This window comes from Microbacterium sp. AC132, from assembly GCF_979258525.1.
In genome coordinates this window covers 1,091,655-1,112,773 of the sequence record NZ_OZ409862.1, presented here as the reverse complement: position 1 = coordinate 1,112,773, position 21,119 = coordinate 1,091,655, and the positions used below count along the sequence as shown (strand labels likewise).

Sequence of the window (21,119 nt, the reverse complement as noted above, 5' to 3'; positions counted from 1 at the left end):
GATGCCGCCGCAGCGGCATCCGGGATCTTCGCGTTCGCGAGTCGAGTGTGATTACGCGGGGTCTCCGCCCAGCGGCCCCACGGCCTCGAGGGGGCGAGGGTCGTCGGCGCCGGTCTTGCGGGCGCGGGCGATGAGGTTGCCCACGTGGTAGATCAGCAGAGCCGCGACCGTGCCGAGCACGATGCCGCCGAAGGCGAAGTCGCCGAGCTGCATCGAGAAGCCGGCGACGCCGATCACGAGCGAGACGGCCGCGGTGTACTGGTTGACCGGTCGTGAGAAGTCGACCTTGCTGTCGACCCAGATCTTGATGCCGATGATGCCGATGAGACCGTAGAGCGCGGTGGTCGCACCGCCGAGCACACCGGCGGGGATCGAGTTGAAGACCTCGCCGACCTTCGGGGAGAACGCCAGCAGGATGGCGAAGAGACCGGCGACCCAGTAGACGGCGGTCGAGTAGACGCGGGTCGCGGCCATGACGCCGATGTTCTCGCCGTACGTCGTCGTGCCCGAGCCGCCGAAACCACCGGCGATGGTCGTGGCGACCCCGTCGGCGATCAGCGCGCGACCGGTGTGCTTGTTGATCGCGGGGTCTTCGGTCATCGTCGCGACGCCGCGCACGTGCCCGACGTTCTCAGCGACGAGCACCAGGACGACCGGCAGGAACATCGCGATGGTCGACCAGGTGCCGGGAGCGACGAAGTCGGGAAGCTGGAACTCGGGCAGACCGACCCAGGGGGCGTCGGCGATGAGCTCCGCCGGCGTCTTGCCTCCGCGCAGCGCGTTGGGGACCTCGAACGAGCCCGTGAAGGCGGCGTAGATGAAGCCGACGGCGACGCCGAGGAAGATCGAGATGCGTCCGAGGAATCCGCGGAACAGCACCGCGAACAGGATGATCGCGACGAGCGTGATGGTCGCGGTCACGGGGTCGATCCGGAAGTTGTTCCACGCGGTGGGGGCGAGGTTGAAGCCGATCAGGGCGACGATCGCGCCGGCGACCACCGGGGGCATCAGAGCGTCGACCCAGCGGAGGCCGGCGAACTGCACGACCAGGCCGACGACCGTGAGCAGGATGCCGACCGCGACCACGCCCGCGAGGGCGGATCCGGTGCCGCCGGCTGCGACCGCGGCGGTGATCGGCGCGATGAACGCGAACGACGAGCCGAGGTAGCTGGGCAGCTGGTTCTTCGTGATCAGCAGGAAGATCAGGGTGCCGAGGCCGCTGAACAGCAGCGTCGTCGAGACCGGGAAGCCGGTCAGCGTCGGCACCAGGAACGTGGCTCCGAACATGGCGACGACGTGCTGGGCACCGATCGCGATCGTGGCCGGCCAGTTCAGGCGCTCTTCGGGCTTGACGACGGCACCGGGTTCGACGGTGCGTCCGTTTCCGTGGGTCTTCCACAGGGGCATGCGGGCTCCTCAGGATCGGGGGGAGTGGGAGTGCTGGAGCAACACTACCGATTCCTGAGTGTTGGCTGGGTGCGCGGGGGACGGAGGAGCGGCGGGGTCGCCGCGCGCTACGAAGGAGAACTCGCGCAACGAAGGGCCGCATCCGCAGATCGCCCCTTCGCTGGGTGAGATCTCCTTCGCAGCGAGTGGGAATGGAGTGAGGGACGGGGGCGGTACCGGGCCTCAGGCCCCGAGGCGCTCGATGAGCTCGCGATACCGGGCGGCGGTGCGCTCGACGATGTCGTCGGGCAGCACGGGCGGTTCACCCTGCTTGTCCCAGTTCGCGGCCAGCCAGTCGCGCACGATCTGCTTGTCGAAGCTCGCCATGCGCTCGCTCGGCGTGGTTCCGGTGCGCCAGGCCTCGGCATCCCAGTACCGGGACGAGTCGCTCGTGAGCACCTCGTCGGCCAGGTGCAGGACGCCGTCGGCATCCGTCCCGAACTCGAACTTGGTGTCGGCGAGGATCAGGCCCTTCTCCTCGGCGATCGCGGCGGCGCGTGTGTAGAGCGAGATCGAGACGTCGCGCAGCTCGGCCGCGCGATCGGCCCCGACGAGCTCGACGGTCTGCTCGAAGGTGATGTTCTCGTCGTGCTCGCCCATCGGCGCCTTGTAGGCCGGGGTGAACAGCGGTTCGGGCAGGCGGTCGCCGTTCTGCAGGCCGGCGGGCAGCGGGATGCCGCACACGGTGCCGCTCTCGGTGTACTCGGCCCATCCGGATCCGGTGATGTAGCCGCGCACGACGCATTCGACCGGAAGCATCTCCAGCGACTGCGCGAGCATGGCGCGGTCGGCGACGCTCGCGGGGATCTCACCCTCGGCGAGGTGGTTGGGCACATCGTCGAGCTCGCTGAACCACCAGCGGCTGAGACGCGTGAGCAGCGCGCCCTTCTCGGGGATGCCGGGCGAGAGCACGAAGTCGAACGCGCTCACGCGATCGGACGCGACCACGAGGATGCGGGTGTCGGCGGCGTCGTCCGAGGCGTACAGGTCACGGACCTTGCCCGAGTAGATGTGGCGCCAGCCGGGGATGGTCTGCGCGTTGCTGTCCGAAGGTGTGCTCACCCGCCCATTATCCCGGGTCGACGTCACCGGTGTCGTGTCAAGCCCTGGTGGGACCTCCGATGCATCGGCGAGGCTCGACGGAAGACGAACGGAGGAGTCATGACGAAGGATCTCTCCACGGGGGACCGGGTGAGCTGGAACACGTCGCAGGGGCGCACGCACGGCACCGTCGAGGAGAAGCGGACGAAGGACTTCCGGTTCGCCGGGCAGAGCTTCACCGCCTCCGACGATGATCCCGCCTACATCGTGAAGTCGGAGAAGAGCGGCGACACCGCGGCGCACAAGGGATCGGCTCTGCGCAAGCTGAGCAGCTGATGCTCGCGGGCGCCGTCTTGTCGCGGACGCGTGCCAGGCGTATAGTCCACATGGACTATTTCAAGCGGAACCATCTGGGGAGGGGCCGATGCAGCGATTGACCCCGATGGGCGTCATGGTGCTGGCGCTGCTGCGCGAAGGCGACATGCACCCCTACGAGATGGTGCGCCTGATGCGCGTGCGCCGCGACGAACGGCTGCTCGCCGTCACGAACGGGACGCTCTATCACACGGTCGGCCGACTCCAGCGGGCCGGTCTCATCGACGAGGTGGGCATCGACCGAGAGGGCAACCGCCCCGAGCGCACCACCTACACGCTCACGGATGCCGGACGGGACGCGCTGATCGCCTGGCTGCGTCGCGAGCTGTCGATCATCGAGCGCCCGGCCGAGTTCCGCATCGCACTCGCCGAGGCTCACAATCTCGAGCGTCCCGACGTCATCGACCGCCTCCGCGAGCGCCGCTCCGCGCTCGCCGAAGGCCACGCGCTGCACCGTGACGGGCTGGTCGGCGCTCGCAGAAGGGGCGCCCCCGAGCAGGTGCTCGTCGAGTTCGAGCGCCAGGAGGTGCTGCTCGACGCCGAGCTGCGCTGGCTCGACTCGCTCCTCGATCGTCTCGAGGCCGAGGAATTCCCCTGGGGGCCCACGGCTTTCGAGAACACCGACCGCTACATCGCTCAGCGAAAGGCTGCACAGCAATGACCGATTCCCCCTCGACCGGAGGCCGGCCCACGGCATCCGGGTCATCCGGTCCCTCGACCGGCACCTTCGCCGCCGGGCATCGACCCGCGAGCCCCTGGCCCGCGCTCTGGGCGCTCGTCATCGGCTTCTTCATGATCCTCGTCGACACGACGATCGTCTCGGTCGCGAACCCCGCGATCAAGGCGGCGCTCGACCCGACCACCAACAACCTCGACAACGTCGTGTGGGTCACCAGCGCCTACCTGCTCGCCTACGCGGTGCCGCTGCTGATCACGGGCCGTCTCGGCGATCGGTTCGGCCCGAAGAACATCTACCTCATCGGCCTCGCGATCTTCACGCTCGCCTCGCTCTGGTGCGGGCTGTCGAACTCGCTCGAGATGCTGATCGCCGCTCGCGCCGTGCAGGGGCTCGGCGCCGCCTTCATGACGCCGCAGACCATGGCCGTGATCACCCGCACGTTCCCGCCCGAGCGCCGCGGCGCCGCCATGGGGCTGTGGGGTGCGACGGCCGGCGTCGCGACCCTCGTGGGACCGCTCGTCGGGGGACTGCTCGTCGATGGCTTCGGCTGGGAGTGGATCTTCTTCGTGAACATCCCCGTCGGGATCGTCGCCTTCGTGCTCGCGTGGAGGCTCGTCCCGAAGCTGCAGACCAGTGCGCACCGGTTCGACATCCTGGGCGTCATCCTCAGCGCGGTGGCGCTGTTCCTCATCGTCTTCGGACTGCAGGAGGGCGAGAAGTTCGATTGGGGCGTGATCTGGGGACCGATCTCGGTGTGGAGCATCATCATCACCGGCCTCGTCGTGCTCGCGCTCTTCATCGTGCGGCAGGCGCGCACGCGCAGCGAGGCCCTGGTGCCTCTCGCACTGTTCCGCGACCGCAACTTCTCGGGGGCGAACGTCGCGATCGCCGCGGTCGGCTTCACCGTGACGAGCATGTCGCTGCCGATGATGTTCTTCCTGCAGACGGCGCGAGGGCTCACCCCGACGCAGGCCGCGCTGCTGCTGATCCCGATGGCCGTGCTGTCGGGCGTGCTCGCCCCGTTCGCCGGCAAGCTGCTCGACCGCATCGACCCGCGGATCATCCTCATCCCCGGTCTGCTCTGCGTGGTCGTGGCGCTCGTCTGGTACTCGGCCCTGATCAACATGGACACCGCGATCTGGATGTTCCTGCTGCCCTCAGCGCTCATGGGCGTCGGCAACGCCGGAATGTGGGGACCGCTCGCCACCACCGCGACGCGCAAGCTGCCTCCCCGCCAGGCCGGTGCCGGCGCGGGCATCTACAACACGACCCGCACCATCGGATCGGTCATCGGCTCGGCATCCATCGCCGCGTTCATGCAGTCGCGTCTCGAAGCGAACCTGCCGGGTCTCGCCGACGCACCCGCGGGGATCGAAGGCGGAGGATCGCTTCCTCCGCAGGTCGCCGAGGGATTCGCCGCCGGCATGTCGCAGGCGATCCTGCTGCCGGCGTGCGTGATGGTCATCGCTCTCGTGGCGTCGCTCTTCCTCGGCCGCTACGACAAGGCGGATCCCGCGGCATCCGCCCCCGCAGAGGCGCCCGCCCCCGCAGCCTGACCGGTCCGTCGGCGAGCCGGGTCGACTGCGCGATCGTGCAGCGGGCCCGGCTCTCCCGGTTTGCGGCCGTGACGACAGATGTGATCTCATCGGGCGATGACGATCGAGCTCACGAGGCCCACCACCGACCTGTTCGACTCCTGGGCGGCTGCGGTCGCCGAGTTCGGTGACGGGCACGTCGACGGGTCGGGTCTGCAGGCGCCGGTCACCCCGGATCGGGCGACGCTGGACGCGCTGATCGAGAAGTCGGCGGTTCTCTCCGACACCTCCGCGCAGCTGCCCGAGGATGCCGTGCACAACGATCTGTATTGGATCGTGGATGACGGCGAGGTCGTCGGGTTCCTGTCATTCCGGCACGAGCTCAACGAATGGCTGCGTGAGGCGGGCGGTCACATCGGCTACTCGGTGCGCGCCTCCCGTCGTCGCCAGGGCTACGCATCGGCCGCGCTGCGGCTCGGACTCGAGCGTGCCCGCGAGATCGGACTCGAGCGCGTGCTGGTCACGTGCGACGACGACAACGTCGGCTCCTACCGAACGATCGAGGGGGCCGGTGGCGTGCTGCAGGACGTCAGCGACCAGTCGGAGCGTGGACACGCCATGCTCCGGCGCTACTGGATCACGCTCTGACGCCGATCCGCGAAGCGCCTCCGGGACAGGGGTGCCGGTCGTCGCCGGTTAGGGTTGATGGTCGACGACCATCCCGGTGGCAGCATCCTGCCGCCCGTCCCCTCTGAGGAGCATCCGTCGTGATCCGAAATCCCACCTCTGCTTCCGCGCGCCTGCGCGCGCTCGGACGCACCGCCGGGGCGATGGCGCTCACGGCGTTCGTCGCCGTCGGAGCCCTGCTCGGCGGAGCCTCCGCCGCGACTGCGGCCGATGACTCCGAGACCTACGTCATCGGCACGGACACCACGTTCGCGCCGTTCGAGTTCACCTCTCCCGACGGTGAGCTCGTCGGCATCGACATGGACCTGCTGCGTGCGATCGCGAAGGACCAGGGCTTCGAGGTCGAGATCCGTCAGCTCGGATTCGACGCCGCCGTGCAGGCCTTGCAGGCGAACCAGGTCGACGCGGTCATGGCCGGGATGTCGATCACCGAGGAGCGCCAGGAGACGTTCGACTTCAGCGAGCCGTACTTCACCAGCGGCATCCAGCTCGGAGTGCTCGAGTCGAGCGACATCCAGTCGCTCGACGACCTCGACGGCGAGGCCGTGGCGGTCAAGACCGGCACGCAGGGCCAGACCTTCGCGGAGGAGAACCAGGACGAGTACGGCTTCCGCATCACGCCCTACCAGGACACCACCGACATGGTCGACGCTGTCAAGGCAGGCCAGGCCGTCGGCTACTTCGAGGACTTCCCGGTGCTCGCCTACGGGATCCAGCAGGGGTCGGGCTTCCGCCTGATCGGTGAGCCGGAGCTCGGCGGCGAGTACGGGTTCGCCGTCAACAAGGGGCAGAACCCCGAGCTGATCGAGATGTTCAACGAGGGTCTCGCGAATCTCCAGGCCTCCGGAGAGTACGACGAGATCGTCGACAGCTACCTCGCCGGCGGCGAGGAGACCACGCAGGCGACCGACATCTTCTCCGTCGCCGTGAAGTACTGGCCCGCTCTCATGGAGGGCCTCTGGCTCACGATCCTCGCGACGCTCGTCGCGATCGTGGCCGCGTTCATCCTCGGCCTCATCTTCGGCTTCGGCCGCGTCTCGGCCTTCGCGCCGTTCCGCTGGGTGGCCACGGCCTACGTCTACGTCTTCCGCGGCACGCCGATCCTCGTGCAGGCGTTCTTCGTGTTCTTCGCCATCCCGCAGCTCTTCCCCGGGCTGACGTTCAACCCCTTCGTCGCCGGAGCCATCACGCTCTCGCTCAACACGGGCGCGTACATGACGGAGATCATCCGCGGTGGCATCCAGGCCGTCGATCCGGGCCAGGCCGAAGCGTCGCGTTCGCTCGGTCTCGGACACTGGAAGACGATGCAGAAGGTCGTGCTGCCTCAGGCGTTCCGCATCATGGTCCCCTCGTTCGTCAACCAGGGCATCATCACCCTCAAGGACACGTCGCTCATCAGCGTCATCGGCCTCGCAGAGCTGACCTTCGTGTCGCGTCAGATCATCGCCTCGACGTACTTGTCGGCGCAGGTGCTGACGATCGTCGCCATCATCTACTTCGTCGTGATCACGCTTCTGACGCTGCTCGCGAACCGCCTGGAGAGGAAGTTCACCGCATGAGCAAGATCGAGGTCAGAGACCTGCACAAGTCCTTCGGCGACAACCACGTGCTCAAGGGCATCGACCTCACGGTCGAGGACGGCGAAGTCGTCGCGGTCATCGGCCCGTCGGGGTCGGGGAAGTCGACCCTGCTGCGCTGCCTCAACAAGCTCGAGGAGCCGACGTCGGGCCATGTCATCGTCGACGGCGTCGACCTGACCGACAAGAGCGTCAAGCTCGACGAGGTGCGCCAGCGCATCGGCATGGTGTTCCAGCACTTCAACCTGTTCCCGCACATGACGGTGCTCGAGAACATCACTCTCGCTCCCGTCGAGCTCGGCAAGCTCTCGAAGGCCCAGGCGAAGGAGCGCGCTCTGGCTCTGCTCGACCGCGTGGGCCTGGCTGAGAAGGCCGATGCCAAGCCGGCATCCCTGTCGGGCGGTCAGAAGCAGCGCGTGGCGATCGCCCGCGCGCTCGCGATGGACCCCGAGATCATGCTGTTCGACGAGGCGACCAGCGCCCTCGACCCCGAGATGGTGGGCGAGGTGCTGCAGGTCATCCGCGACCTGGCGTCCGGCGGCATGACGATGGTGCTCGTGACGCACGAGATGGGCTTCGCCCGCGAGGTCTCGGGCCGCACGGTGTTCATGGACGCCGGAGTCGTCGTCGAGGAGGCGCCGCCCGCCGAGCTGTTCGGCGCGCCGAAGAACGAGCGGCTGAAGGACTTCCTCTCGAAGGTCCTCTGAGCGGATCTCCTTCGCGAAGGCCCCCATCCGGTTCCGGACGGGGGCCTTCGTTCGTGTCGGGTCAGGGCGTCGGAGTCGGCGTCGGCGCCGGATGCCGGCGGATCGTCGCGCTGACCAGCCCCGCGACCGCGCAGAGCCCGGCGGCGGCGAACCAGGCGAACGTGTACTGGCCGGTGTGGTCGCGCACCATGCCCGCGAGGAACGAGGCGATGCCGGCGCCGATCTGGTGCGCGGCGAACACCCAGCCGAACACCAGAGGCCCTCGGCCTCCGAAGACCTCGCGACACAGCGCGATGGTCGGCGGAACAGTCGCCACCCAGTCGAGGCCGTAGATCACGATGAAGACGATGATGCTCGGCTGCACCTCGGCCGACAGCAGGCTCGGCAGGAAGAGCAGGCTCACGCCGCGCAGCGCGTAGTAAGCGGCCAGCAGGATGCGGGGGTTCACCCGGTCGGTCAGCCACCCCGAGAACACGGTGCCGGCGATGTCGAAGATCCCGACGACGGCGAGCAGTCCGGCCGCGGTCGTCGTCGGCATCCCGTGGTCGTGCGCGCTGGGGATGAAGTGGGTGCCGATCAGACCGTTGGTCGTGGCGCCGCAGATCGCGAACCCGATCGCGAGGGCCCAGAACGTCTTGGTGCGGGCGGCGTCGCGCAACGTGGTGAGGGCGAGGCGGGCGGCGCCCCACGCGTTGCCCTTCGGCCGCGCGGCCACGGTGACGGGGCCGGTGTCGCCGTAGCGGGTGACGCCGAGGTCGCTCGGTCGGTTGCGCACGAAGATCCAGACCAGGGGGACGACCGCGAGAGCACCGCCGGCGATGATGAGAGATGCTCCGCGCCATCCGATGTCCTCGGCCGCCGCGGCGATCACGGGCAGGAAGATGAGCTGTCCGGTCGCGCTGCCGGCGGTGAGCACACCCGAGACCAGCCCACGTCTGGTCGCGAACCAGGTGTCGGTGATCGTCGCAGCGAAGACCAGCGCCATGGACCCGGTGCCGAGTCCGATCAGCACACCCCACGTGAGTATGAGCTGCGCCGGGGTGGCGACGAAGACGCTCAGCGCGGCGCCGGCGCCGATCACGAACAGAGCGGTCACGGTCACCGCGCGGATGCCGAAGCGCTGCATCAGCGCGGCGGCGAAGGGAGCGGTGAGGCCGAACAGCAGCAGGTTGACCGTGACGGCGAGGGAGAGCTCCGCGGTGGTCCAGCCGAACTCGTCCTGCAGGGGCAGCATCAGCACCCCGGGCGCGGCGCGGAATCCGGCGGCTCCGATCAGCGCGATCAGGGCCACGAGTGCGACGATCCAGGCGGGATGGATGCGGCGCTGCCGGAGTGCGGGTGTCGGGGTGCCGGTCGGCTCCTCGACCGAGTCTGCGGTCACGCTGCGTCGCCCGACGTGAGGGCGAACGGCTCGCCGCCCACGCTGCGGCGGGTCCATCGCGTGCTGTCGGCGTCGAGTGGGGCGGCGCAGGTCGCGCACCAGTCGGCGGATGCCGTCGCCTCGCCGCAGCGACCGCAGCTGACGGTCAGGCCCCAGGACCCGTCAGGATCGGTCGTGCTCGTGAAGCGCGCGTAGGCGTGCAGGATCGGGAGGGTCTCGCGTCCGGCATCCGTGAGCCGATAGCCGGGGTCACCGTGTGCGACGAGACCTGCCTCGCCCATCGAGGCGAGGCGCCGGGCGAGCACGGAGTCGGCGGCGCCGGTCGCATCGCGCAGCTCGTCGAAGCGCGAGCGGCCGGAGAAGAGCTCCCGCAGGATCAGGAGGACCCACGGGTCGGCGAGCACATCGGCGGAGCGGGCGATCGGGCAGGTGGCTGTCGACCAGTCGGAGCGGAGCGGCATCCGCCAACTTTCTTGAAGAAAGCTGGCGGTGTCAACAGTTCTCGGCCGAGTTGGCGGAGTACCTGCGCGAATCGGCAGGAAAGCGACGACGGGTCGGACTACTCCGCGACGCGGGCAGCGATGTCCGTGCGGAAGTGCGAGCCCTCGAGGGTGATGAGACCGATGGCCTCGTATGCCCGGTCACGCGCGGTGCGGAAGTCCGATCCCACGGCGACGACATTGAGCACGCGGCCGCCGGTGGCGATCAGCGATCCGCCGGGTGCGTCGGGGCTCGCGGTCGCCGCGTGCACGAGACGCACGCCCTTGACCGCGGCCGCATCGGAGAGGCCCTCGATCGGGCGGCCGGTCTGCGGAGCCTCGGGGTAGCCCTCGCTCGCGAGCACCACGGTGATCGCGACGTCGTCGCTGAACACGGGCTCGGGCTGGTCCTCGAGCGTGCCCGATGCCGCGGCGAGCAGCAGCTCCGACAGCGGGGTCACGAGACGCGGCAGCACGATCTGGGTCTCGGGGTCGCCGAAGCGGGCGTTGAACTCGATGACGCGCACGCCTGCGGGAGTAAGGATGAGGCCGGCGTACAGCAGGCCGATGAACGGCGTGCCCTCTTCGTCGAGCTGACGGATCACGGGCAGGGCGACGTCGCGGGTGACCTCGTCGACGAAGGCCTGCTCGCTGCCGAACTGGTCGGCGAGCCAGGGCAGCGGCGAGTAGGCGCCCATGCCGCCGGTGTTGGGGCCTTCGTCGCCGTCGAGCGCGCGCTTGAAGTCCTGGGCCGGGCTGAGCGCTCGGACGGTGTCGCCGTCGCTCAGGAAGAACAGCGAGACCTCGGGGCCCGAGAGGAACTCCTCGATCAGCACGGGACCGGACGGCAGGTAGTGCTCGGCATGAGCGAGAGCCTCCGCGCGATCGGATGTCACGATGACACCCTTGCCGGCAGCGAGGCCGTCGGCCTTCACGACGTGCGGGGCGCCGAGGTCGTCGAACGCGGCCTCGACCTCTGCGGTGGTGGTGGCGCGCACTGCGCGACCGGTGGGGACACCGGCGGCATCCATGATGCGCTTCGCGAACGACTTGGACCCCTCGAGCTGGGCCGCGGCCTTGCCCGGGCCGAACACGGGAATTCCGTGGGCCCGGAGGACATCGGCGACTCCGGCGACCAGAGGAGCCTCGGGGCCGACGACCACGAGATCGACCGCATGCTCGTTGGCGAAAGAGGTCACCGCGGCGCCGTCGAGCATGTCGAGGGTGACGGGGGTCGCATCCTGGGCGATGCCGGCGTTGCCGGGGGCGACGAAGATCTCGTGCTCCGCGGTCTCTGCTCGCAGAGCGAGGATGATCGCGTGCTCACGGGCACCGGAACCGAGGACGAGAATCTTCACCCGTCCAGACTACCGAGGCGGGGGCGCGGGTTTCGGCGGGTTCCCGGTCAGACGTCGATCGCCCGCTCGATCGACGGGTCCCACGGCAGAGTCCACCCGGCTGCATCGAACAGCGCATCGAGAACCATCGCCGTGAAGCCCCACACGATCGTGCCGTCGATGTCGAACGCGGGCCCCTTCCACGTGCGTCCCATGCGATGGATGGTCGACGTGTGCCGATTGGCGGGGTCGAGCAGCTGCGCCACGGGAACGCGGAAGACCTCGACCGTCTCGGCGTGATCGACGGCGGCGACGCGCGACGGAGTGCGCCACCACCCGAGCACGGGGGTGACGACGTGGTTGCTGGCGGCGAGAGGAAGCTCGGGCAGGGTCGCGAGGACCTCGACGCCGTCCGGGTCGAGTCCGGTCTCCTCCTCGGCTTCGCGCAGGGCGGTGGCGACGGCATCCGCATCCGTGTCCTCGGCCCGGCCGCCGGGGAAGGATACCTGGCCGGGGTGCGACGAGAGGGTCGCGGCCCGACGCTGCAGCAGTACATCGAGGTCGGCGGCGACAGTCGCCTCGTCGGTCCCGGCCGCGATGCTGTCCAGCCGCCCGAACAGCACGAGCACCGATGCCGGATGCGCACCGTCGCCGACCGCCGGGAACGGCTTCGCCCACGCATCACCGCGCCGCGTCGCCGCGATCAGCTCGGCTCGCGCGCCACGCAGGGTATCGGGATTCTGGCTCATCGCCTCGAGCCTATTCCTGTGCGCGCGGGCGCCAGGCGACTATCGGTCCGATCCAGGTCACCGGCGAAGGAGATCTCCGCGTGCGAAGGAGAGATTCGGGTGATCTGTCCTTCGGAAGCGCAGCTCTCCGTCCGAGGCGCCCGCGCCTACGAGGCACCCCCGCCTGCGCCGCACAAGCCTCGGCGTACCCTTTCTCCATGCCCTCCAGGAAGATCGACATCATCGACGGACGCGCCGCCCTCGACGAGGTCAAGCGCGCGGATGCCGCAGGTGAGAAGCCGCAACGCGCTCCCCTCGCGACCGCCGTGCGCTACCTGCTGCAGCTGCTCGACGAGAAGGCCCCGGGCAACAGCGTCGAGGTGCGGGTGCCCCCGTTCGGCGCCGTGCAGGTGATCCAGGGCCCCCGTCACACCCGCGGCACCCCTCCGAATGTCGTCGAGATGGACCCGGCGACCTGGATCGCGGTCGCGACGGGCACGGAGCACTGGTCGGATGCGGCGGGCTCGGGGCGCGTGAGCGCTTCCGGAACCCGCGCAGATCTCTCGGACGTCCTGCCACTGCGCCCCTGACCCGTCGCACGGCTGAGTGCGCAGGAGGGGGAGCGACCCGCAGCCAACGGTGGGACAATGGATGCATGTCCTCCCACGATTCCTCCCAGACGGTCGAGGCGACCGTCCGCCGCGTGCCGCGCTTCGGCGTGTTCATGGGCATCGGCGTCGTGCTCGGCATCATCGCCGCCGGCATCCTGACGATGATGGGCAGCTACGAGCCGTCCGAAGCGGTCAACGTCGTCTACCCGCCAGGGCAGGTGTTCGGATTCCTGCTGCTGTGGACGGTGCCGATCGGCTTCGCCCTCGCGAGCGTCGTCGCGCTGATCCTCGAACGCGTCGCGCGTCGCCACGACCACGTCGTCAGGGTCGAGCACGAGACGATCATCGCGAACGACTGATCACGCCCCGGGGCGTCACGCCAGTTCGGCGATGATGGGCCGGATCGCCGCGTCGAACGAGACCACGTCGCGGCGCAGGCCGTCGGTCACCGCGACGGTGAGCGCGCCGATCCACCAGATCCCCCGCTGCGAGAACGGCAGCACCTGCACGTTGAGCTCGAACGAGTGCGCACGGCGACCGATCTCGCGCTCGAACTCGGCGATCGCGCTGGCATAGGCGCGATACGACTCGCCCCCGATCGTCCCGCCACCCGACCGGTTGGCGATCGAGCTGTGGATCGACGACACGTAGCGATCGTGTGCGACGCGGGCGTAGTGCATCGCCGATGCGGCATGCGGCGCGATCGCCTCGGCGAGCTGTTCGGCACCGGTCGCCGGCAGCGCCACCAGCGTGTCGAACCCGTCGACGAGCTCGAGCGGCACGCCGGACGGATGCGCTCGGGGCTCGACGGTCATGTCCCAGTAGTCGCGCCACTGCTTCTCGAGCTCGGGCGTCACCTCGGCCGCATCCGGTGCCCGGACGGGCAGATCGCGCAGGCTCGGAAGATCTTCCGGGGCGCGGATGCCGAGCGATTGCCGCAGCGCGAGCGCGACGAGCACCGGAACGCTCGCGTCCTCGCGGATCAACCACTGCGGCTTGTCGGCCATGGCCCCATCGTAGGAGATGGAGGGAGGGGAGAGGAGGTCTCCGCGGGCGGTAGGCTGGAGGTGTGGCTGCCTCCCCCACCAATCCCTATTCCGAAGCCGGCGTCGATACCGCTGCAGGCGATCTCGCCGTCGAGCTGATGAAGTCCTCCGTGCGCGCGACGCACGGCCCTGAAGTGCTCGGCGGTGTCGGCGGATTCGCCGGACTGTTCGACGCGAGTGCGCTGCGCGACTTCCGTCGTCCGCTGCTCGCCACGAGCACAGACGGCGTCGGCACGAAGGTCGCCATCGCGCAGGCCATCGACAAGCACGACACGATCGGCCAGGACCTGGTCGGCATGGTCGTCGACGACATCGTCGTGGTGGGCGCCAAGCCGCTCTTCATGACCGACTACATCGCGTGCGGCAAGGTCTTCCCGCAGCGCATCGCCGACATCGTGCGCGGCATCGCCGAGGCGTGCACCGCGACGGGCACCGCGCTCATCGGCGGCGAGACCGCCGAGCACCCCGGTCTTCTCGGCCCGCGCGACTACGACGTCGCAGGAGCCGCGACCGGAGTCGTCGAGGCCGACGGCATCCTCGGGGCCGACCGCGTGCAGGACGGCGACGTCGTCATCGCCGTCGAGTCCAGCGGACTGCACTCCAACGGCTATTCGCTCGTGCGCCACATCGTCACGAACGCGGGCATCGGCTACGGCGACAACGCCGCCGACTTCGGCAAGACGTGGGGCGAGGCGCTGCTCGAGCCGACTCGTCTCTACACGCTCCCGCTGCTGCGCCTCATCGAGCAGCTCGGCGGCGGCACAGGCTCGGGCGGGGTCCACTCGCTCAGCCACGTCACCGGCGGCGGCATCGCGGCGAACCTCGCGCGCGTGCTCCCGCAGGGCAGCTGGGCCGAGGTCGACCGCAGCACCTGGTCGCCGAGCCCGGTCTTCCGCGTGCTCAGCGACATCGCCGGGTCCACGCTGGAGTCCGCCGAGGGCACCTGGAACCTCGGAATCGGGTTCCTCGCGATCGTCGCAGCCGACAAGAAGGATGCCGCGATCGCAGCGCTCGCGGCCGACGGCATGCCCGCGTGGCAGGTCGGAACCGTGGGCTTCGGCGCTCGGCCGGCAGGAGAGTTCGAACAGGGCGCCAAGGGCGTCGACGGTGGAGCGGTGCGCCTGATCGGCGCCTACGCGGACGGAGCGAAGTAAGAGTCCATGTGCGGCATCGTCGGAATGGTGGGCTCTGCCCCGGTCAATCAGGACATCTACGACGCACTCCTGCTGTTGCAGCACCGCGGTCAGGATGCAACGGGAATCGCGACCGCCGAGGCGAACGGCGTGATGCACAACGCCAAGGCGCAGGGCATGGTCCGCGAGGCGTTCCGCACTCGTGACATGCGCGGACTCCTCGGCAACGTCGGCCTCGGCCATGTGCGCTACGCGACCAAGGGCACCGCGTCGAACGAAGAGGAGATGCAGCCGTTCTACGTGAACGCGCCCTACGGCATCATCCTCATCCACAACGGCAACCTGACGAACACGCGCGAGCTCACGGCCGACATGGCCAAGCGCGACCGCCGTCACCTCAACTCGTCGAGCGACACCGAGCTGCTGCTCAACGTCCTCGCCGGCGAGCTGCAGAACACGACGTCGACGGTCGACCTCGACGCCGAGCGCGTCTTCGAGGCCGTCGAGCGCACGCACGAACGCATCGAGGGCGCGTACGCCGTGATCGCAGTGATCGCGGGCTACGGTCTGCTCGCGTTCCGCGACCCGTTCGGCATCCGTCCCCTGATCCTCGGCCGTCGTCCTTCGACCGTCCCCGGCGCGGAGGGCCGCGACGAATGGGTGGTGGCGAGCGAGTCGCTGGTGCTCGAGAACGCCGACTACGAGGTCGTGCGCGAGGTCGAGCCCGGTGAGGCGATCTTCATCACCAACGAGGGCGAGCTGCACAGCCGGCAGTGTGCGAAGGAGACCACTCTCGCGCCCTGCGCGTTCGAGTACGTCTACCTCGCCCGACCCGACTCGGTCATGAACGGCGTCTCGGTCTACGAGTCGCGCCTGCGCATGGGCGACCGTCTCGCCGACACGATCGCGAAGCACGTGCCGATGGACAAGATCGACGTCGTCATGCCGATCCCCGACTCCTCCCGGCCCGCCGCCATGGAGGTCGCCCGCAAGCTGGGCATCGAGTACCGCGAGGGCTTCTACAAGAACCGCTACGTCGGCCGCACCTTCATCATGCCCGGGCAGGCCGTGCGCAAGAAGAGCGTGCGTCAGAAGCTGAACGCGATGTCGACCGAGTTCCAGGGCAAGAACGTGCTGCTGATCGACGACTCGATCGTGCGCGGGACCACGTCGAAGGAGATCATCCAGATGGCCCGGGATGCCGGTGCCACCTCTGTGACGTTCGCCTCCGCGGCTCCGCCGGTGCGTCACCCGCATGTCTACGGCATCAACATGCCGTCGCGTCACGAGCTCATCGCCCACGGCCGGACGATCCCCGAGATCGCCGCCGAGCTGGGCTGTGATCACCTGGTCTATCAGGAGGTCGAAGACCTCAAGGCTGCGATCACCGAGGGATCCGTGCTGAGCGACCTCGACATGAGCTGCTTCGACGGCCGGTACGTCACCGGCACGGTCTCCGACGAGTACCTGGCCTGGGTGGAGGGGTCGCAGACCTCGTGACCTCGGGTGCGCAGCCGCTCTGGCGTGGCCGTGCGCTCGCGCTGGTCGGCATCGTGCTGGTCGCGTTCTCGCTGCGCTCGGCCGTGGCGTCGCTGTCGCCCGTGCTCGACCACGTCGCCGACGACTTCCCGGTCTCGTCGGTCGTCGTCGGCCTGATCGGAGCCGCGCCGCCGGTGTGCTTCGCGGTGTTCGGGCTGTTGACGCCGCTGTTCGAGCGGAGATTCGGACTCGAGCGCGTGGCTGTCGTGGCGATCGCCCTGATCGCCGCCGGACTGCTGCTGCGCAGCCTCGCCGTCGACTCGACATCGCTGCTCGCCGCGACGGCAGTGGTGTTCGCGGGCGTCGGCTCGGGGAACGTGCTGCTGCCGCCGCTGGTGAAGAAGTACTTCCCCGATCGCCTCGGCCTGATGATGACGGTCTACTCGACCACCATGGCGGTGTCGACGTTCGTGCCGCCGCTGGTCGCAGTGCCGCTCGCCGACTCGGCCGGGTGGCGGGTGTCGCTGGGGCTGTGGGGCGTGTTCGCCGCGATCGCGCTCGTGCCCTGGGTGGCGATGCTCGTCACGAGCCGGGCGGATGCCGTCGCCTCGGCTCCCGCGCGTACGGAGTCCGCCGCGACCGAGATCGAGCGCGACGGCTACGACGCAGCATCCGTGGCGACCGGACCGATCGCGACGACGCCAGCCAATCCGCGGGTCTTCGGTCGGCTGTGGCGGCTGCCCATGGCCTGGTCGATCGCGCTGGTGTTCGCGTCGTCGTCGACGCTGGCCTACGTCTCCTTCGCATGGCTGCCGTCGATCATGATTGACGTGGGCGGGGTCTCGCCGGCGAATGCGGGGCTGCTGCTCTCGCTGTTCGGCCTGATGGGCCTGCCGTGCTCTCTGCTCGTGCCCATTCTCATCGTCCGGTTCCAGGCGACCCGTCCTGTGTTCTTCATCTCGATCGCGTGCGGGCTCATCGGGCTGTTCGGATTCCTGTTCCTGCCCACGGTGGCGCTGCCGCTGTGGGTGGTCTTCTACGGCCTCGCACCCGGGCTCTTCCCGCTCGCCCTCGTGCTGCTCAGCATCCGGGCCCGCACGCCCGAGAGCGCGGTGGCCCTCAGCGGTTTCGTGCAGAGCATCGGCTACGCGGTCGCCGCGGTGTTCCCGCTGCTGATCGGCCTGCTGCACGACATGACCGACAGCTGGGAGATTCCCCTGTGGGTGCTCGTGGGGGTTCTGATCGCGGTGATCCCCGCCGGATGGATCGCCGGTCGACGTCGCACCATCGAAGAGGACTGGGAGCGTCGCCACGGTCGCTGGTGACTCGCGGCGGTGAAGGGGCGCCGGTGGATCGGCGTGGGCCCGAGGTCCGTCAGTGCGCTCGCACCTCGTCGCCGACGCTGATCGTGCCGCCGACCCATGGCGCTGACGCATCGGCCGGGTCCTGCGGCGGCAGAAGGAGTCGGCCGAGAGTCGGCTCGTCCTGACCGTGGGCGCTCGTGAGGGTTGTGAGCACCTTCGCGTCGCGAACGCCGGTGTCGGGGTTGGCGTGTGTCGCGAGGCAGCGCACGATCGGCCCCGCGGTGCGGAACATCACCTCGCCGATGCTCAGCTCGCCGGCCCAGTCGAGCTCCGACCAGGGGGCGACGTCGTCGATGACGACGTTGGAGCGGAACCGGCGGTCATCGATGCCGAAGCCGAGAGAGTCGCTCAGTGCGTCGACACTGCCACGACTGTGCACGGAGACGTAGCCGCGCTCACGATCCTGGAACCTCGACGTCACACCGTCGCCGACGAGTACGAGCGGCAGTCGTCCGGGGCGCCGGATCCGCCGGCCTTCCGGGCTCGCGAGCACGAACTCGGTCACCGCGTCCGCGAGCTCGCCACGACCGGAGTCATCGAGTCCCGCCTCGACGAGCACGGAACCCTCGTGCTCTATCCGCACGCGCTGCCGATCGTCGTCGTAGTCGGTGCGCAATGCCGCGAGGCCAGGGAAGTCCTGCAGGGAGAGTCCCTTCGCCTTCGGCCAGTGGTCGAGTCCGTCACGAGACTCCGGCGCGATCGCGTCGGCGAAGCGGAACGCCAGCACCCGATCGCCGGCGATGCGCCCATCAGACTGCACGGTGAGGGACTCGACCGACTCGGGCGTGAAGCCCTTGATCGGATGACGGAAGAGGGAGACGACGCGGGCCATGGGTCGATCCTCTCAGGGCACGCGGTGTCCGTCCGTCACGAGCCCGGCGTGGATGCCGAGAGTTCCGGGATTTCGGACACGACGAAACCCCCGTGCGGTGCACGGGGGAATCGATGACGAGCGAAGAGGCGGTCAGGCCTTTTCGAGTTCGTCCTCGTCTTCGTCTGCATACTCGTCGGCCCACTTGTCGACGTATGCGTCTTCAGCGTCGCTCGGGTGCGCGAGTTCGCGCTCGAGCGCCGAGTAGTTCACCGACGGACTGAACGACTTCAGTTCGCGGGCGATCTTGGTGTGTTTCGCCTTTTGACGGCCACGGCCCATGCCTGAGACCCCCTCACGAGTTAAGCTGCGGGCAACGACTGGCCCGAGTCATTCACGACACCGGCTGAGGGCCGGTAAGAGTAGCATTCAGAATAGCACGCGGCCAGACCGCACTGGCCCGTTGGCAGCTGGTGAAGGGAGCGATCCTCATGACCGACAACACCTCGACGCCCTCCGACGAGGCCGCGCAGAACGCGACACTGCAGAAGGCCGTGATCGTCGGGATGCAGCCGGGTCAGCCGAAACGGGTGATCGAAGAGGCGGCGCGATTCGCACGGCTCCTCCGCGTGCCGCTGGTGGTCGCACACGTCGACGTCACGCGCTTCGTCACTTATGAGGACCCCGACGGCTACGTGCACTCGGCGCCCATCGACATCAACTTCGATGCCGGTACGGCCGAGTTCGAGGCCGTGCAGGCGGAGGCGGCTGCGGCCCTCGACGGAACGGGCCTGACATGGACGGCCCGGCAGCTCGTGGGCGATCCGGCGCTCGCCATCAAACAGCTGGCGAACAAGCTCGACGCCCAGCTGATCGTGGTCGGCACACGCAAGCGCGGCATCGGAGAGTCGATCCGCGAGTTCTTCACGGGGTCCGTCGCTGCCCGCCTCGCGCACCGCCAGCACCGGTCGGTGCTCGTCGTGCCGCTGCAGGAGCCCGTGCCCGACGAGCAGCCCGAGATCTGGACCGAGTAGGTCTCGGCATCCCTCGCTGAGTTCCTGGGGAGGCGAACGGCCGAAGCCCCTCTCGTCGTGTGACGGGAGGGGCTTCGAGCGTCTCAGCAGGCGTCGGCCGCTGAGCTCAGCGGCCGAGTGACGCCAGCGCGGTGGTGATGCCTCGTGCCGCGGCGTCCAGGCCGTCCTCCAGCTGCGAGACGACGGATGCCGGCAGCGTGCCGCCCTTCGCCACGTGGGTGCGGAGGTCGGTGCGCACGCGTGCGCGGAAGGCGTTGATGACGGCATCCGCTCGGTGCAGCTCCTCACGGGTGACGATGCGCTCGTCGTCGCCTGCCGTCCGCGGACGGGACTTGGATGCAGCGCGGTCGTCCTTCTCCGCCGTGGCGAGGTCAGCGCGGAGGCTCTTCATGGCCTCCTTGACGCTCTGCCGCACCTCGTTGGCGATCAGTCGCACCGAGTCGGTCAGGCCCGCCTCGATTCCCGCGAGGTCGCCTTCGCGAGATGCCAGCTCGGCGCGTCCCGCATCCGTGATCGCGTAGATCGTGGTGCGACCGTCGACCGTCTTGGTGACCAGCCCCTCTTCCTCGAGCTTGGCGAGCCGAGGGTAGATGGTGCCGGCGCTCGGCGTGTAGGTGCCGCCCGTGCGATCGGTGAGTGCCTGGATGATCCCGTAGCCGTGCTGCGGCGCCTCGGCGAGCAGCGAGAGCAGGTAGAGCCTGAGGTCGCCGTGCGAGAAGACTGCGGGGCTCATGCTTCCCACTCCGCATCGTCGGTGATCGACTCGGGCGTGCGCCGCAGCACGGTCACGCCGCCGGAGACCGAGTTGGCGCGCAGATCGACGAAGCGTCCTGCGAGCTCGCCCGTCGAGCCGGTGTAGTTGTTGATGCCGGAGGAGCCGCGTTCGACGCCGTCGATCAGCAGTCGCCCGCTCAGCGAGCGGATGACGTAGTTCGCAGCGAGCGACTCGTCGAGGCGCACCGTGGTGCCGCCCGAGACCGAGTTGACGTTGATCGTGTTCACGTCGCCTGCGGCGTCGACCAGTGTCGAGCCCGAGACGATGTCGACGGTCGCGCGACGGATGGTGCCCGTGACTGCGACATCGCCCGAGACGCTGTTCGCGCTGATCGATCCCGTGAGTCCGCGCACCTGCACGTCGCCGGAGACCGAGTTGACGGTCAGGTCACCGATGAGGGTGTCGACGATGAGGTCGCCCGAGACGGTGTTGAGGCGGGCGTCGTTGCGGATGCCCGAGACGAGCGCTCCGGCGCTCACGACGCCGAGGTTGAGGGCGATCGAGCGGGGGACGGCGACGCTCACCTCGGCCTTGGGGCCGCCCGATCCGAAGTTGCGGAACACCTCGAGGAAGTTGTCCCAGCCGAGCTGCGGGTGGTCGATCTCGACCTCGCCGTTGTTCGCCTCGATGCGGAGGTCCTTGGTCGTGACGCCGTGCACCTCGATGCGGATGCCGGGTTCGTCGTGTGCGATGACATCGACCTGACCGCCGACCAGGCCGATCTTCAGTCGGGTGACGTTCTCGATGTCGATGACGCGTTCTTCGCCGGGGGCGATGAGCCACTTCTCGGTCATGTCTGCTTCTCCTGGTTCGAGGGATCACGATATATCGTGTCTGCACAGAGTAACACGATATATCTCGACTCTGTCAAGGGGGGTCCGAGCATCCCGTCTG

General features: G+C 68.9%; 23 protein-coding genes. 12 read left to right on the top strand and 11 right to left on the bottom strand.

Annotated elements, in window-relative coordinates; translation table 11 throughout:
* Nucleotides 1-51: 51 nt before the first annotated feature.
* Complete coding sequence (locus ACZZZQ_RS05130; RefSeq protein WP_056276489.1) at nt 52-1,407, bottom strand: uracil-xanthine permease family protein; 1,356 nt, start codon at nt 1,405-1,407, stop codon at nt 52-54.
* Between the two features lie 222 nt (nt 1,408-1,629).
* Nucleotides 1,630-2,508: a phosphoribosylaminoimidazolesuccinocarboxamide synthase gene (locus tag ACZZZQ_RS05125; protein ID WP_295103404.1), complete on the bottom strand. Its 879-nt coding sequence runs from the start codon at nt 2,506-2,508 to the stop codon at nt 1,630-1,632.
* A gap of 99 nt (nt 2,509-2,607) precedes the next feature.
* Between ACZZZQ_RS05125 and ACZZZQ_RS05120 the strand changes: the two genes are divergently transcribed.
* The 6 genes from ACZZZQ_RS05120 (at nt 2,608) to ACZZZQ_RS05095 (ending at nt 8,047) form a co-directional block, all read left to right on the top strand.
* Nucleotides 2,608-2,823, top strand: a complete 216-nt coding sequence (locus ACZZZQ_RS05120; RefSeq protein ID WP_072590630.1) for a hypervirulence associated TUDOR domain-containing protein — start codon at nt 2,608-2,610, stop codon at nt 2,821-2,823.
* 88 nt (nt 2,824-2,911) lie between these two features.
* The gene (locus ACZZZQ_RS05115; RefSeq protein ID WP_400340027.1) at nt 2,912-3,523 is read left to right on the top strand and encodes a PadR family transcriptional regulator; all 612 of its coding nucleotides are present in this window, start codon (nt 2,912-2,914) and stop codon (nt 3,521-3,523) included.
* On the top strand, nt 3,520-5,097 hold the full coding sequence (locus ACZZZQ_RS05110; protein WP_463507044.1) for a DHA2 family efflux MFS transporter permease subunit: 1,578 nt from the start codon (nt 3,520-3,522) through the stop codon (nt 5,095-5,097). Before ACZZZQ_RS05115 ends, ACZZZQ_RS05110 begins: the two co-directional genes overlap by 4 nt.
* A 96-nt stretch (nt 5,098-5,193) precedes the next feature.
* Entirely contained in the window at nt 5,194-5,724 is a 531-nt protein-coding gene (locus ACZZZQ_RS05105; protein ID WP_072590632.1) for a GNAT family N-acetyltransferase, read from the top strand.
* Between the two features lie 119 nt (nt 5,725-5,843).
* Complete coding sequence (locus ACZZZQ_RS05100) at nt 5,844-7,322, top strand: amino acid ABC transporter substrate-binding protein/permease (protein ID WP_072590633.1); 1,479 nt, start codon at nt 5,844-5,846, stop codon at nt 7,320-7,322.
* Nucleotides 7,319-8,047 carry an amino acid ABC transporter ATP-binding protein gene (locus ACZZZQ_RS05095; RefSeq protein WP_056276496.1) on the top strand — a complete coding sequence of 243 codons (729 nt, stop codon included), beginning with the start codon at nt 7,319-7,321 and terminating at the stop codon, nt 8,045-8,047. The genes ACZZZQ_RS05100 and ACZZZQ_RS05095 overlap by 4 nt, the downstream gene beginning before the upstream one ends.
* A 61-nt stretch (nt 8,048-8,108) precedes the next feature.
* On the opposite strand, the gene ACZZZQ_RS05090 is transcribed toward ACZZZQ_RS05095, so the two are convergent.
* From ACZZZQ_RS05090 to ACZZZQ_RS05075, 4 genes are all read right to left on the bottom strand, one after another.
* Entirely contained in the window at nt 8,109-9,428 is a 1,320-nt protein-coding gene (locus ACZZZQ_RS05090; RefSeq protein WP_463507043.1) for an MFS transporter, read from the bottom strand.
* Nucleotides 9,425-9,889 (bottom strand): winged helix-turn-helix transcriptional regulator, encoded by a 465-nt coding sequence (locus tag ACZZZQ_RS05085; protein WP_463507042.1) that lies wholly within the window; start codon nt 9,887-9,889, stop codon nt 9,425-9,427. The genes ACZZZQ_RS05090 and ACZZZQ_RS05085 overlap by 4 nt, the downstream gene beginning before the upstream one ends.
* 98 nt (nt 9,890-9,987) lie before the next feature.
* Nucleotides 9,988-11,265 (bottom strand): phosphoribosylamine--glycine ligase, encoded by a 1,278-nt coding sequence (gene purD, locus ACZZZQ_RS05080; protein WP_463507041.1) that lies wholly within the window; start codon nt 11,263-11,265, stop codon nt 9,988-9,990.
* 47 nt (nt 11,266-11,312) lie between these two features.
* Entirely contained in the window at nt 11,313-11,993 is a 681-nt protein-coding gene (locus ACZZZQ_RS05075) for an NUDIX hydrolase (RefSeq protein WP_320489674.1), read from the bottom strand.
* A 197-nt stretch (nt 11,994-12,190) separates the two neighbouring features.
* On the opposite strand from ACZZZQ_RS05075, the gene ACZZZQ_RS05070 reads away from it, so the two are divergent.
* Nucleotides 12,191-12,562: a sterol carrier family protein gene (locus ACZZZQ_RS05070; RefSeq protein ID WP_463507040.1), complete on the top strand. Its 372-nt coding sequence runs from the start codon at nt 12,191-12,193 to the stop codon at nt 12,560-12,562.
* A 65-nt stretch (nt 12,563-12,627) separates the two neighbouring features.
* Nucleotides 12,628-12,942: a hypothetical protein gene (locus ACZZZQ_RS05065; protein WP_053098612.1), complete on the top strand. Its 315-nt coding sequence runs from the start codon at nt 12,628-12,630 to the stop codon at nt 12,940-12,942.
* A 15-nt stretch (nt 12,943-12,957) separates the two neighbouring features.
* Here the strand turns inward: ACZZZQ_RS05065 and ACZZZQ_RS05060 are convergent, their stop codons facing one another.
* Complete coding sequence (locus ACZZZQ_RS05060; protein ID WP_053098613.1) at nt 12,958-13,590, bottom strand: hypothetical protein; 633 nt, start codon at nt 13,588-13,590, stop codon at nt 12,958-12,960.
* 62 nt (nt 13,591-13,652) lie between these two features.
* Between ACZZZQ_RS05060 and purM the strand changes: the two genes are divergently transcribed.
* Genes purM through ACZZZQ_RS05045 form a run of 3 tightly spaced genes read left to right on the top strand, consistent with a single transcriptional unit; the run spans nt 13,653 to nt 17,566 of the window.
* The gene (gene purM, locus ACZZZQ_RS05055; protein WP_053098614.1) at nt 13,653-14,783 is read left to right on the top strand and encodes a phosphoribosylformylglycinamidine cyclo-ligase; all 1,131 of its coding nucleotides are present in this window, start codon (nt 13,653-13,655) and stop codon (nt 14,781-14,783) included.
* A gap of 6 nt (nt 14,784-14,789) precedes the next feature.
* On the top strand, nt 14,790-16,262 hold the full coding sequence (gene purF / locus ACZZZQ_RS05050; RefSeq protein ID WP_053098615.1) for an amidophosphoribosyltransferase: 1,473 nt from the start codon (nt 14,790-14,792) through the stop codon (nt 16,260-16,262).
* Nucleotides 16,259-17,566, top strand: a complete 1,308-nt coding sequence (locus ACZZZQ_RS05045; protein WP_056276518.1) for an MFS transporter — start codon at nt 16,259-16,261, stop codon at nt 17,564-17,566. The genes purF and ACZZZQ_RS05045 overlap by 4 nt, the downstream gene beginning before the upstream one ends.
* A gap of 49 nt (nt 17,567-17,615) precedes the next feature.
* Here the strand turns inward: ACZZZQ_RS05045 and ACZZZQ_RS05040 are convergent, their stop codons facing one another.
* The gene (locus ACZZZQ_RS05040; RefSeq protein ID WP_463507039.1) at nt 17,616-18,437 is read right to left on the bottom strand and encodes an MOSC domain-containing protein; all 822 of its coding nucleotides are present in this window, start codon (nt 18,435-18,437) and stop codon (nt 17,616-17,618) included.
* Between the two features lie 132 nt (nt 18,438-18,569).
* Nucleotides 18,570-18,758: a DUF3073 domain-containing protein gene (locus ACZZZQ_RS05035; RefSeq protein ID WP_042537993.1), complete on the bottom strand. Its 189-nt coding sequence runs from the start codon at nt 18,756-18,758 to the stop codon at nt 18,570-18,572.
* 149 nt (nt 18,759-18,907) lie between these two features.
* Here ACZZZQ_RS05035 and ACZZZQ_RS05030 point away from each other — a divergent pair, with 149 nt between their 5' ends.
* The gene (locus ACZZZQ_RS05030; RefSeq protein WP_053098618.1) at nt 18,908-19,450 is read left to right on the top strand and encodes a universal stress protein; all 543 of its coding nucleotides are present in this window, start codon (nt 18,908-18,910) and stop codon (nt 19,448-19,450) included.
* A 106-nt stretch (nt 19,451-19,556) separates the two neighbouring features.
* Here ACZZZQ_RS05030 and ACZZZQ_RS05025 read toward each other — a convergent pair whose 3' ends face one another.
* Together ACZZZQ_RS05025 and ACZZZQ_RS05020 are read right to left on the bottom strand one after the other, a co-directional pair.
* Nucleotides 19,557-20,183, bottom strand: coding sequence for a PadR family transcriptional regulator (locus tag ACZZZQ_RS05025; protein ID WP_053098619.1), 627 nt, complete (start codon nt 20,181-20,183; stop codon nt 19,557-19,559).
* Nucleotides 20,180-21,019 carry a DUF4097 family beta strand repeat-containing protein gene (locus ACZZZQ_RS05020; RefSeq protein ID WP_053098620.1) on the bottom strand — a complete coding sequence of 280 codons (840 nt, stop codon included), beginning with the start codon at nt 21,017-21,019 and terminating at the stop codon, nt 20,180-20,182. Before ACZZZQ_RS05020 ends, ACZZZQ_RS05025 begins: the two co-directional genes overlap by 4 nt.
* Nucleotides 21,020-21,119: the final 100 nt, after the last annotated feature.

Excerpts from the sequence above, each read along its gene's own strand:
- ACZZZQ_RS05130 (WP_056276489.1), bottom strand. The coding sequence starts at position 1,407 with ATGCCCCTGTGGAAGACCCACGGAAACGGACGCACCGTCGAACCCGGT.
- ACZZZQ_RS05120 (WP_072590630.1), top strand. The coding sequence starts at position 2,608 with ATGACGAAGGATCTCTCCACGGGGGACCGGGTGAGCTGGAACACGTCG.
- ACZZZQ_RS05115 (WP_400340027.1), top strand. The coding sequence starts at position 2,912 with ATGCAGCGATTGACCCCGATGGGCGTCATGGTGCTGGCGCTGCTGCGC.
- ACZZZQ_RS05110 (WP_463507044.1), top strand. The coding sequence starts at position 3,520 with ATGACCGATTCCCCCTCGACCGGAGGCCGGCCCACGGCATCCGGGTCA.
- ACZZZQ_RS05105 (WP_072590632.1), top strand. The coding sequence starts at position 5,194 with ATGACGATCGAGCTCACGAGGCCCACCACCGACCTGTTCGACTCCTGG.
- ACZZZQ_RS05095 (WP_056276496.1), top strand. The coding sequence starts at position 7,319 with ATGAGCAAGATCGAGGTCAGAGACCTGCACAAGTCCTTCGGCGACAAC.
- ACZZZQ_RS05085 (WP_463507042.1), bottom strand. The coding sequence starts at position 9,889 with ATGCCGCTCCGCTCCGACTGGTCGACAGCCACCTGCCCGATCGCCCGC.
- ACZZZQ_RS05075 (WP_320489674.1), bottom strand. The coding sequence starts at position 11,993 with ATGAGCCAGAATCCCGATACCCTGCGTGGCGCGCGAGCCGAGCTGATC.
- ACZZZQ_RS05070 (WP_463507040.1), top strand. The coding sequence starts at position 12,191 with ATGCCCTCCAGGAAGATCGACATCATCGACGGACGCGCCGCCCTCGAC.
- ACZZZQ_RS05065 (WP_053098612.1), top strand. The coding sequence starts at position 12,628 with ATGTCCTCCCACGATTCCTCCCAGACGGTCGAGGCGACCGTCCGCCGC.
- ACZZZQ_RS05060 (WP_053098613.1), bottom strand. The coding sequence starts at position 13,590 with ATGGCCGACAAGCCGCAGTGGTTGATCCGCGAGGACGCGAGCGTTCCG.
- purF (WP_053098615.1), top strand. The coding sequence starts at position 14,790 with ATGTGCGGCATCGTCGGAATGGTGGGCTCTGCCCCGGTCAATCAGGAC.
- ACZZZQ_RS05040 (WP_463507039.1), bottom strand. The coding sequence starts at position 18,437 with ATGGCCCGCGTCGTCTCCCTCTTCCGTCATCCGATCAAGGGCTTCACG.
- ACZZZQ_RS05035 (WP_042537993.1), bottom strand. The coding sequence starts at position 18,758 with ATGGGCCGTGGCCGTCAAAAGGCGAAACACACCAAGATCGCCCGCGAA.
- ACZZZQ_RS05030 (WP_053098618.1), top strand. The coding sequence starts at position 18,908 with ATGACCGACAACACCTCGACGCCCTCCGACGAGGCCGCGCAGAACGCG.
- ACZZZQ_RS05025 (WP_053098619.1), bottom strand. The coding sequence starts at position 20,183 with ATGAGCCCCGCAGTCTTCTCGCACGGCGACCTCAGGCTCTACCTGCTC.
- ACZZZQ_RS05020 (WP_053098620.1), bottom strand. The coding sequence starts at position 21,019 with ATGACCGAGAAGTGGCTCATCGCCCCCGGCGAAGAACGCGTCATCGAC.